The sequence below is a fragment of the Pseudomonas sp. O39 genome (genome assembly GCF_045447295.1).
Lineage (GTDB): Bacteria > Pseudomonadota > Gammaproteobacteria > Pseudomonadales > Pseudomonadaceae > Aquipseudomonas > Aquipseudomonas antarctica_A.
In genome coordinates, this window is sequence record NZ_JBJGXV010000025.1 from 1 (window position 1) to 12029 (window position 12029).

Here is a 12029-nt window from a genome sequence, read left to right on the forward strand (position 1 = left end):
ACACACACCAACCAAACTTAGCCATTAAACCCACATAAACGGTAGGCCCAACGCAACTTTTACGGCTTTACTTCACTCCGAAAAAAAACCATTCACAATGACTTATTATTGGCAGACACAATATTTAATTTAACTAGCTCTGCTAGCCAAACCGGCCATTGCCCCCCACCAAAACACGAATATAAATTCGCTGAGTCTATCTAGATATTTTGCTCTGGTTAGATCAGTGGGATCCACGCCCGCGACGAGCGCGTCTTGCAAAATTCGCTACCAGACAGATACTGTACATAAAACCAGTTCGCTGCCCTTGGCGATACCGACCAAAGGCAGCTGAGACACAAACACCCTGCTCTAAACCGCCTTCTGGGCCTTCTGTACATACCGAGAATCGGTCGGGTCAGCAAAGAGCTCAGCAATGCCAGGGCGAAGATGATCGATTTCTCCTAAACAGCAGATCGCGCGCTGATCTGCTCTTCCCAGATCGGCGAGCGTTACGGCACCTGTGCAGGCGTTGAAGGCCGGATGAACCACGAGTGCTGAACTGACAGTACCAAGAATTCGCTTCGCCAGCTTCAGGCCACTCGCTCATGCCCAACTTATTAAAGATTGCTCGGTTCTCAAGCCGGATGATGGAGCTCAAATATGTGCATACCACCTAGCGACACCCATGACCGATCCAATGAAAATTTTATAGATGAATTCAAGGACATAAGCGGGACCTACAATCTCAAATCCAGCGGCCCTTCCGGCGATCCCAGCCATTGCGTTTGCTTGCGAGGCAACTCATTATCCATCACTATTGCCCCCTCGACGCCTATCGAGCCACCTCTAGACGGCTTGCCGAGCAAGCCTCAAGCATCGGTGGCGAAAAAAGACCACCGTCAGGCTGCCTATATAGGTGATAGCCAAGGGCATCGCGAGACGCTCCCTACCCTGAAAACGACCATATCCGGGCAGGAGCCCATGAAAAATATCGAAACCCTCCCCCCGCTACCTGCCCACGGGCAACCTTTGATGTTTGCAGATCTTTTCGCGGGCTGTGGAGGCCTGTCCCTCGGACTATCGCTTGCAGGGCTGAACGGAGTCTTTGCCGTCGAGCGCGACAAGATGGCCTTTTCCACGTTGTCGGCGAACCTGCTAGAAGGGCGTGACGTGCCCGTAACTCAGTTCGACTGGCCTTCGTGGCTGGAAAGAAAGGCCTGGGGTATCGATGAAATTCTTGAACAGCATCCACTTGATCTTGCCCAACTCAAGGGGAAAGTGCATGTACTTGCGGGAGGTCCTCCCTGTCAAGGATTCAGCTTCGCAGGGAAGCGTCTAGAGTCCGACCCACGAAATAAGCTGTTTGAGAAGTACGTGGAAATGGTCAAGGCCATTCAACCAGCCGCCATTGTCCTGGAAAACGTACCGGGTATGAAGGTCGCGCATAGCGCCAAATCCTGGAGAGACCTTGGCATACAAGTGAAGCCCCAGTCCTTCTATGACAAGCTTGTCGAAAGCTTGGACAAGGTTGGCTACCAGGTCCTCGGTCGAATATTGGACTCCTCACTCTTCGGAGTTCCCCAGAAGCGCCCTCGCCTAATCGTAATAGGGATCCGCAAGGATCTTGCTCGTCATCTTCGTGGCGGCGCCACCAGAGCCTTCGAACTATTAGAGAAAGCAAGGGTGCAGCAACTGCAAGATCTTGAACTTCCAGAAACAGTCAGCGCTTGGGACGCTATTTCCGATCTGGAAATGGAGCACACAGGTACAAGGCCATGCACTGATCCATCCTCTCGAACCGGCTTTCTAGAGCTCGCATATGCGGGGCCTCGGACACCTTACCAAACCCTCATGCATCAGGGGGGTGACGGCTCCATGGACAGCGTACGCTTAGCAAAACACAAGCCCGAGATCAGGGAGCGGTTCTTGAAGATCATTCAGGACCCTGAATGCGCCAAGGGTGTTTTAATGAGCTTGGCTCAAAGGGAAAAATATGGACTCAAGAAGCACCGTATTTGCCTAATGCGAGCGGGCATCCCAGCACCAACAATAACGACGTTGCCCGACGACGTGCTCCATTACAGCGAACCAAGGATATTGACCGTCCGAGAGTCTGCACGCCTACAGTCGTTTCCCGACTGGTTCCAGTTCCGCGGTAAATTCACTACGGGTGGTAGCCAACGGACGAAGGAATGTCCGCGATACACACAGGTGGGCAACGCTGTCCCTCCTTATCTTGCAAGAGCCATTGGCCTAGCCATCAGGTCGGTACTAGCAGAGGCCGTGGCCGCCGCTAGTCAGCAAACAGTCACTGAAGCAGAACAAGAAATCTTAGCCATAGCTTGAAAACATAGGAGTCGAGGGGAATGGAAAGCACCCAAATGGAAGGGGCGCGCTACCCCGCAGCCCTTGTCGACTGGGCCGGTCATCACTCAGGGGGAGTGAAGCGGCTGTTAGACAACGAAAGCGGCCAGCCTAACAAACTACTACTAAAAACGAGCCTTCTGGCCCGACTCCAAGCCTGGGCCGAAAAGCTCCCGGCCGATAGCACCAGCATCCCGAGGATTATCCTTCTGGTTGGTGGTCCAGGTAATGGGAAAACCGAAGCGATCGAGTCCACCATCCACTGGTTAGATGCGAGCCTAGGCTGTGAGGGACGGCTCATCGAAGAGCTGTCAAAAGCGTTCCATCCATTTGCTGGCTTTAAAGTTCCACGAATAGTAAGCGTCGATGCAGGAAGTCTTTCAAGGTTCGACAGTGGCTTGAGCTTGGATATCGTTCAGGACGCCACTTCGACAGCCGGTCACGAAGGGAGCGCTGCATCAGCACTCCTCATCGAAGAGCTCGATAGGCTACAGGATGGACCACCATCCCACGCTTATCTATGCTGCGTTAACCGGGGTGTCCTCGATGATGCGCTGATCCATGCTATCGACAATGATTTGGAAAAGCCGCGATCCATCCTCGAAGCTGTAACGAGGGCTGTGAGCCTGGCTTACGATGCTCCCTCATGCTGGCCACTCGAAGGTTTCCCATCGATTGCGGTCTGGCCAATGGATGCCGAGTCCCTCTTAGTTAAACCTGACGAAGTGACTTCTGCACCAGCGGAAATTCTATTTGGACAGGCCACTGCATCCGAAATGTGGCCTGCAAAGGGATCATGTCCAGCAGGCGAAAAATGCCCCTTCTGTACCAGCCAAGCAATCTTAGCCCGGGACGAACACCGAACAGCGTTACTAAAGATATTGCGCTGGTATGAATTAGCCAGCGGTAAGCGCTGGAGCTTCCGCGACCTTTTCTCTCTGACTTCTTACCTACTGGCCGGGCACCACCCTGTAGTCCACGACCCAGCAAGTCATACGCACCAGTCAACGCCATGCCAATGGGCAGCCAGCCTCGTCGAACTTGACCAGAAGGCAGCAGGGACGAAAAGACCTACGAGACAGACGCTCTCAGCTATTTTTCATCTGGCGACATCAAGTTACCAACACGCGCTATTCCACCGATGGGATAAGAGTGTCGCTACCTCTCTCCGCCGTGACATCAAGGAACTAGGACTCGGGAAGGAACTAGAGGCTGAGGAAGTGCGAACGCTTGTCGGCCTCGCTCATTTCCTGGCAGAGCGCAAGACTCATTATCTCCCAGCAACCATTGCCCCCTTGCTGGAAGGACTTGTCGACTCCCTAGACCCGGCGTTTGCAAGCCCCGACAGCGAAGTTGCAGTAAGTAACCGCAGCACAATTGGCCTTGGCGACCTCGACATGCGCTTCAGTCGCTCCCTCGCTGGTGGCATAGAGTTTATCCGTAAGTATCAGGTGCTATCGCAAAACGAACTTGAGTTACTCAAGCGACTTTCTAATGCGGACGCCATGCTTTCCTTGCCGAATATCCGCCGTAAGAAGCCCCTAGCGGCAAGTCGAATTCAACATATCCTCCGCGACTTTGCGTGCCGACTTGTTCGCCGCAGCATATGTACTCGAACAGCGATAGTTGCAGACTTTCAGATTTTGCAGGCATTCCAACAGGTCGTTGAAGATGACGATAAGCACCAGCATCTCTTCGAAGTCGTAAAGCAAGTGAAGGATCTGCTGAACACAGGAAAAGAATTCGAGGTATCCCTAACCACCACTTTCGGACAGCCTCTACCGCCAAGGCAACGCCAGGCGACATTAGTTGTGCCACAGCGTCAGGTCAAAATGCTACCCCAAAACACATCAGGACGACCTCGAGCACCAATTTGCTACCTAGGGGTTGGTAATGGGAAATCTGCCCAACCAATCCCACTGACTTATGACTTGTTTAAAGCCGTGAAAGAGCTAGAAAGAGGCCTATCTCCTGCCTCTCTTCCCCGTACAGTCGTAGCTCTACTTGATACAACTAAAGCTCGGCTCTCCGGCTTAATTGTCCGTGACCAGGACCTACTCGAAGATGCACAGATACGAATAGGGACAGATGGAACGGTGGTAGGCCGATCATGGAATGGCTTCGTTGCGGGCATGGAGGATGGAAGATGAGTCTCGCGGACTTCAAGCAAGCTCCCTGGAGGAGTTCCCATCCCATTTATCAGACGTCAACCCTCGCGATGACGCCTGCTCCGGAATATGCGAACTCAGAAGTACTTCTAGCGTCGCTCTATCGGGCGATAGGTTTTTCATCCGCAAGTGAGGGGAGCGTACCGCAGGCCGGGCGCGATCTGGACAAACGTATCCAGAAACTCCGAGAAAAGAGCCAACAGCCTCCTACCGGTGCGATCGTAGGTGTTGAGACTTGGAATACAGTACTTCACGGAATTCTGGAGAGCCCGAAACTCCCAAATCAGTCCACTAACCGATTTTTGCAAGTCACTCCCATCGTGCCAGGAACGGGACTCTTCTCTGGAGCAGCTCGGTTGCGGGGGAATCCTTGGAATGCTGGAAAGCTCATACGCAGAATGGTCTGCCTAGGATCCAAGGATCAGGAGTCGGCGCAACAACTTTGGAAAAGCCTCTTTGCAGCTTTGAGCGTGACTGAAACGGACGACGTATTCGCACGGTGGCTTGAGCAGGAGACATCTTCGTGGAACCAAGGTCCGAGTGTCTGGACGCTAGCTCCAATCCCTGATGAGGACATGGCAACGTTAGAGTCTTCTGACTTCCTAGGAATTACCTTCCTACCCGCTCGAAGATTCACCAAAGATCTGCATTCACTTATGCAGGCGAAAGATGCTATGACACGCAGGCAATGGACCAGTTTGCTCGAGGCTGTGCTTCGCCTCGCTGCTGTTTCCCACGCAACATGGCTGTGCGACGTACATACCAGAATCTGGGGATGCCTATCGGCTGCACTCAACGATGGCACGATACCATCTAACGAGCTGGAAGCTCGGAGCGCAGTCTTCCCGGAGTCTCCCCAATATATGGCATATGGGGGAAAAGCCCTTCTAGGCCTCAAAGATCAGGTATCAAGTTATCTGAATGCTCGCCTTGGTATCAATGCCCTTCTCTGGTCGCTAGATCAAGTTGGAGCGCCCTATAAAGGTCAGCTTTCATCGAGCAACGACATGGTGGAGCTATGCCGTCATATCGGGGCGCATAGGGCTGCACTCATCCGTGCGGGAACTCTGGAAACAATTGCTGATATACGCGAACAAGAGACCAGAGCGCGGCTGTGCAAGAAAGGCATAGGCGCCAACCTGATGGAGTTCGCGCGGCATGGCCTAGGGCAACGTCGGACAGCAGTGCCATTGCTTAGGGGATATGACCAAGGATATATCCTCAAGCAAAAGGGCAGTAGCCCATCCAGCCCATGGATCGTATCTCTTGGCCCGGTGGCCGTCCTTGCTTTAGTCCACTGCGCTCTCGCAGGCATGGGCGGCCCACGCTCAATCCAAAGGCTAGGACAACAGCTCGCAGCCTATGGCGTTACCGTAGATAAGCACGATATAGCCAGAAATGACCTGGGGCACCAGCTTAGGATGCTCGGTCTCGTGCTTGATAGCCCAGATGCCGAAAGCGGCATGCTGCTATTGCCGCCGTTCCACACAAGCCAAGCTCTTCAGGGAAGTGAAAATGAATAAACTTGCACACTGGCTTGCGTCAATTGTCCGGGAAAAAGCTTTAGGCGCGACGCAGGGGCTTAGTGGGAAAAAATTTGAATACAGGCTAATTTTCCGTGGCCCTCCACTCCAAATTCTCGAGCGAGTCTACGAGGAACTCGTTCGAGACGGAGGGATCCAAGTTACGTCTGGGATAGACGGTAGCTTAGTGACGTTGCCAGTACTGCTCCAGTGCCCATCTGACCATATCAAGGGCCACAAACTTCAAATAGGGCAGTCCGGAAAGTGTGACAACGACCACTTACTGGATGTGCGTAATGATCCAAATAACTCCAGCTTTGTAGCCTTAGTCCCCGCTGGCCAGCACAACAACTTGTCGATCGAGTCGTCGAGCGATGTGTTCGGCATGAGCGCAGATGTCGAAAAATGGTCGCAAGACGGTTTTGTTCAGCAAGCGATTAATGAGGCGTTAGTCGTCGCTCGCATTGAGGATTTGTATAGAGACGATGCCAAACAGCTTATACGCGCAGCTGCAGACTCGATCGACGAGGTGGATCCGGAACAAGCAAACCATAGTGCCTCATGGCGCATGTTATCTCGTATATTTTCAATAGAGACCTGCCACCAGGGTATGTCGCCTGGCAACGCGCTTGCTCTAGCATGCGGTCTTCCACCAATGAAGGATGGCGGCGTCTCGTCAAAGGGCCAACTTTCCGTTTTAAGAAAAATTGCCGATGAACTTGCGGATGGCTTTAAGACCGGCATTGAACGCCTAGCACAGAGCGCCCCTGCCGATATTGCCCAAGCCCTGCGAGAACTTCTTGCCCACCTCCAAGCAAGCTGCGATGTTCCTACGGCCTTTGACCGGGCTACCGAGGCTTTCTATCTTCCTGGAAAGGCCCTAGAACTTGTGCCTTCTCCGGCATGGTGGAGTCTGCTAACTGTAGAACAGTGGACAGATTTGCTCGCTGAAGAACTCGATGAAGTCATCGGGGAGATCAGCATGCGATGCACTAATAGTGTTACGCCTGCGATCAAGGGTTTACCGGCAGTAGTTCGAGACCGAGTGGAACTAGTCATTTCAACGAACGATGGCAGTCAGCCCGAAGAATTCATGCTGACTGGTGGTTCCTTTGGAAAGGCTCCAATACCACTGCAAGCAGCACCAAACGGAACTACGGAACATACAGATTTAGCCCCGCCCTCCCACAGGACTCCCCTAACCTACAAAGTCACTGCTGCCAACTGCAAACCCGCAAGCATACGGGTAATTTCTTTAATAAACTGGAAGCCCGGGATACTTGTAACTTGCAGGCTAGCAACGAAACTCTCACCACCGAAAAAACCGAGCAAGAACTCTGCGGCAATGAACTGGGAGACATCCCTATCACTACCAGGCTCTGGACGTTACGAACTACGATTGCACTTATCACCTGATGCAACTATTCGCAACGTTGAAGGTATGCCTGACGATGCTACAGAGCTAGAGGAGCACCAACAATCCATCGAAGCCAGGCTGGTTGGGGAGAATGAGTATTTGGTGGAGGTAGTAGCCGAAGGCAAATACCAGTTAGATATTTCCTTCAACCTTACAGACGTTTCAACTCCTCAAATTTGTAGAGTTTATCTTTCTTGCGATGAAGCAAAGGAGGAAGGTTGTCGGAGCGAATTCGAGCGGTTAATTAAACTAAATCGCAGACATCTCGAAAAATTTGACACCAAGGCTGTGGTCCATCTTGACCGGAACGCCCGGTCTTCAAGTTTACAATCATGGATACTCGAAGAGCAGAACATAGCCAAGTCGTTCAGACCACTAGTTATTGCCGACGACTACGTTTCAAGATGGGCCCCCCCCGACTGGGATGCTCCTCATGGCCCCATTCTCTCACAAGGCCGATTCTTGCATGACCCGCGCCCGGAGGCCGAAAGCTTTCAACCGCCCAAGGGCTTTGTGGAAGCTCGCAGGGAGATAGCAAAATACATACGAGGCGAGGATCAGTCAGGGTTACTTGAGTCCGCCCAGCTCGGAGCCTGGCTATCGGATCGTGCGGAATTCCGCATACTCGCCGAAGCTTACCTTGAAGCATACATGTTCTGGCTCGAGGCAGATCCGGACATCGCCTGTTGGATAGATACTGTTGCGGTCTGCTCCTTGGAATCAGACGGACGCACGCTGAGCAGAATCCCGGACGCCATTATTCTTTCTCCGATGCATCCCCTACGCCTAGCATGGCATTGTCTTGCACAAAAAGTGCTGCGGGACGAGGTAGAGGGCGACTCCTCTTATCCATGCCCAGCTGCGAGCATATTTGATCCGGATTGTGTCCCTGATCTACTGACAATCGCATTGCAGTCGCCAAGTGGTGTAGAACGAATCGACTTCCTGTCCGTAGAGTGCAGCTCCGACTACTGGTCAGTCCTGTGGAATGGCTCTCGTCTGGGCCAGTTACCCGCCCGGACCCGCCGTCCACCGTTCGACAACACATTCGGACTGACCGTCGGCGGCATCTCAAGCGGATTCAGCCCCGCACAAGTTTCTCGTGCCCTCGACGACGTCACCAATCTTCTGGCCGCGAAGCCCATTATTAGTCTGGTAGTGTCAAGTGCAGGTGGCACCACTGATGCATGCAATGAAGGCTTGGCCAACTGGTGCACCAAGCGGTTCGGTAACGGAGATTCGGACACCCCAAGGCAAAGTGTCGGCGCGAAGATTCTAGAGGTATTCGATACCCGACTTTCTGGAAGGCCTGATCAGGCTACGATCGCCAACCTTTCTGAAGACACTTACAACCACGTCCGTTGGTATGACAAGCAACCAGTTGGAGCTAAGCCTGATCTAGGCATCATTGCCCAACTAGACTCGGCAGAACCCGAGTCGAAAGAAGTCGGCATGCTTTCGCCAATGGGAGCTGGCGGCTTAATCAGGCATAGAGTAAGACGTCAGCTTCTAGGTTCCTTCCTGAGCGAATCACGTCAAGGCATGCAGATGCCTCTATCCGGCGAATCATTCGCTGACAAGGTTTCAGCATGCATGATCATGGTAGAGCGGATGAGGGACGGCAAAGTAGGTCTGCAGTTCTCACCCAGTGTTCATGCAGTATCCGACATGCTTAAGGAAAACAGCGCCGGTTACGTTGCGGTTTCATCTTCCGCAATCGATCCCGCTTGTTTCTTGGGCGGCTGGATAAAAGGTACCTATCTTTGGGACTACGATCTCCCCTCCTATTCTCATCGCGCAGGTGATACTAGTGGCTATTACCTCCTATCACAGGTCAAGCAAGCCGATCGAGATGCCTTGCGCCGAGTCTTGAAGCCTCTTCCAGGGTGCGAAAACTTAGACGACGACAAGGTTGAGCAAATACTTCTAGAAGTTGCCAGAAGAGGGATTCCCACTGTCCGGGGTCTCTCTGGGGACGACACTGGCGCCACAGGTGACCTTGGCCTCTTTCTGGCGGTCCGACTCCTTCAGGATCAGTTCCGCATAGAAGGAAACCAGAACAGCCTATTACCAGTGCTCTCGGGATCATTAGACGAATCCACTATCGCAATAATCGTTCCCGTCGACCAGTTCAGGGGTTATCTGGCAGACCTTGCCCGATCTCTCGGCAAAGAACGCAAAGACACTTCCCTGTCACGACCCGATCTGCTTGTGGTTGGCGTGCGAATCCGTAGAGACAAAGTTCATCTACATCTCACCCCAATAGAGGTCAAGTGCCGCCAAGGCAGCGTGTTCGGAGCCAATGACTCCATGGACGCTCTTTCACAGGCAAGAGCACTCTCGACACTTTTGCAAGCCATCGAAGAACGCGCCAGCACATCTTTGGCATGGAGCCTAGCCTACCAGCACCTATTACTTTCGATGATAGGCTTTGGCTTACGAGTCTACAGTCAACATCAGGCAGTGGAAGGACAGGCTATTCGTTGGGCTGGCTACCATGAGCGAATCGCAGCTGCGATTCTCGATCCGGGGTCCAGGCCTAGCCTGGATTTGAGAGGGCGGCTTATAGTCGTGGACGATTCAACTCAGAGTGTCCAGCACGATCGTGATGGCGACAATTTCGACGAGACAATTGTCATTTCAAACAAGGATGCGGGTCGAATAGTAGTCGGCAATGATCCACAGTCGTTCTACGACGCAGTGCGTGCCAAGGTTGGAGATTGGGGGCTTTTACCTCCTGATCTTGACAGCCTACCCCTTCCTGATAGTTCTCCCGCTGAAAGTGAACAGTTGGCAGCGCCTTTGGCAGTTCCAAACAAAGAAACAACGGCAGCGAACTTAATCGACGAAGAACCACCCTCCAGTAAATCGAATGGGGACATCGCATCCTCCTTGGCTCCAGATGAGATAGGCAGCGGAATAATTCTTTCAGTAGGCAACACCGTCGATGGTTTCGAGCCAAGACAACTAACCCTGAACATATCCGATACTCGACTGAACCAGTTGAATATTGGTGTGGCAGGTGACCTCGGCACAGGTAAGACTCAATTCCTCAAGTCGCTTATCCTGCAGATATCCCGAGCCACCGATGCGAACCGTGGGATCAAGCCACGCTTCTTAATCTTCGACTATAAGAGCGACTTTAGTAGCTCGGATTTCGTAGAGGCCACCGGGGCAAAGGTAGTGAAACCTTATCACCTGCCCCTGAACCTCTTCGATACCACCGGCATGGGGGAATCTTCAGCACCTTGGTTGGATCGGTTCCGTTTTTTCGCAGACGTCCTCGACAAGGTGTACTCGGGCATAGGCCCAGTGCAGCGGGACAAACTCAAAGCAGCCGTCCGTAAGGCCTACGAGGCAGCTAATGGTCAGGACCGCCAGCCTACGATCTACGATATCCATGCAGAGTACCGTGAAATACTGGGCGGGAAGTCGGACGCGCCGATGGCGATCATTGACGATCTGGTGGACATGGAGGTGTTTGCAAAAACCAAGGCTGAGACAAAGCCTTTCGATGAATTCTTCGATGGTGTCGTGGTGATATCCCTGAGTTCCATGGGACAAGATGACCGGAGCAAGAATATGCTCGTCGCCATCTTACTAAACATGTTTTACGAGAACATGCTCAAAGTACCCAAGCGAGCGTTTACAGGCACGGATCCGCAGCTAAGGGCGATCGATTCCTACCTCTTGGTGGACGAAGCCGATAATATCATGCGTTACGAGTTCGACGTTTTACGCAAGTTATTGCTACAGGGTCGGGAGTTTGGTACTGGCGTCATACTCGCATCGCAGTTCCTTAGACACTTCAAGGTTGGTGCGACCGATTACAGGGAGCCGTTACTGTCCTGGTTCATACACAAGGTACCTAACATCACTCCGGCCGAACTAGGAGTCCTCGGCTTTACATCCGATCTTGCTGAGCTATCGGAGCGTGTGAAGACACTACCTAATCATCACTGCCTCTATAAGTCTTTCGACGTTTCTGGAGAGGTTATTCGCGGTCTACCTTTCTATGAACTGGTGAGGGAGGGAAATGAAGGCCCAGCCTAGAGCTCTCGACATGGAGGTCGGGTATGACCGATTTCCTCTCCCCTAAAGAGCGGTCAGAGAGGATGGCCCGAATCAGGGGGAGTAACACACGCCCAGAAATAGCACTGCGCAAGGTGCTCCATAGTCTTGGGCTCCGCTATCGCCTAAATCGGGCTGACTTGCCCGGCAAGCCCGACCTTGTGCTTCCTAGGCACAAGGCCGTGGTTTTCGTCCACGGATGCTTCTGGCACCGGCATTCCGACTGCAGCATTGCCACAACACCGAAAAGCAACACGGCATTTTGGGTGGAAAAATTCGAGAAGAATGTCGCTCGGGATAACCGAGTGACGGCGCTCCTCAACGCTACCGGCTGGAGAGTGTTCGTCGTCTGGGAATGCGAGCTTGGATCGGCGAGAAAGGCGCAGGCGACTGGGGAGCGAATAGCGGAACTGATACGGGGGGAAAAAGGATTTTGAGAACGATCCAAAGGGTATGAAGGTCAGCTTCATCCCTTGGGATGTTTTATTCTGGAAATATTTTTTT

Annotated in this window: 5 protein-coding genes; all 5 read left to right on the plus strand. The window is 52.7% G+C overall.

What is annotated here, in order from left to right; translation table 11 throughout:
- Nucleotides 1-963 precede the first annotated feature (963 nt).
- From ACI77D_RS24320 to ACI77D_RS24340, 5 genes are read left to right on the plus strand one after another with little or no spacing between them, the layout of a single operon-like run.
- Complete coding sequence (locus ACI77D_RS24320) at nt 964-2328, plus strand: DNA cytosine methyltransferase (protein WP_407017646.1); 1365 nt, start codon at nt 964-966, stop codon at nt 2326-2328.
- A 20-nt stretch (nt 2329-2348) separates the two neighbouring features.
- A complete protein-coding gene (locus ACI77D_RS24325) occupies nt 2349-4496 on the plus strand; it encodes a hypothetical protein (protein ID WP_407017647.1) in 2148 nt (715 codons plus the stop codon).
- The gene (locus tag ACI77D_RS24330; RefSeq protein ID WP_407017648.1) at nt 4493-6037 is read left to right on the plus strand and encodes a hypothetical protein; all 1545 of its coding nucleotides are present in this window, start codon (nt 4493-4495) and stop codon (nt 6035-6037) included. Before ACI77D_RS24325 ends, ACI77D_RS24330 begins: the two co-directional genes overlap by 4 nt.
- On the plus strand, nt 6030-11507 hold the full coding sequence (locus ACI77D_RS24335) for an ATP-binding protein (RefSeq protein WP_407017649.1): 5478 nt from the start codon (nt 6030-6032) through the stop codon (nt 11505-11507). The genes ACI77D_RS24330 and ACI77D_RS24335 overlap by 8 nt, the downstream gene beginning before the upstream one ends.
- Nucleotides 11508-11530: 23 nt before the next feature.
- A complete protein-coding gene (locus ACI77D_RS24340; RefSeq protein WP_407017650.1) occupies nt 11531-11962 on the plus strand; it encodes a very short patch repair endonuclease in 432 nt (143 codons plus the stop codon).
- The last annotated feature ends 67 nt before the right edge of the window (nt 11963-12029 follow it).

Bases quoted from the DNA above. Each gene is read 5' to 3' on its own strand.
- ACI77D_RS24320 (WP_407017646.1), top strand. From the start codon at position 964: ATGAAAAATATCGAAACCCTCCCCCCGCTACCTGCCCACGGGCAACCT.
- ACI77D_RS24325 (WP_407017647.1), top strand. From the start codon at position 2,349: ATGGAAAGCACCCAAATGGAAGGGGCGCGCTACCCCGCAGCCCTTGTC.
- ACI77D_RS24330 (WP_407017648.1), top strand. From the start codon at position 4,493: ATGAGTCTCGCGGACTTCAAGCAAGCTCCCTGGAGGAGTTCCCATCCC.
- ACI77D_RS24335 (WP_407017649.1), top strand. From the start codon at position 6,030: ATGAATAAACTTGCACACTGGCTTGCGTCAATTGTCCGGGAAAAAGCT.
- ACI77D_RS24340 (WP_407017650.1), top strand. From the start codon at position 11,531: ATGACCGATTTCCTCTCCCCTAAAGAGCGGTCAGAGAGGATGGCCCGA.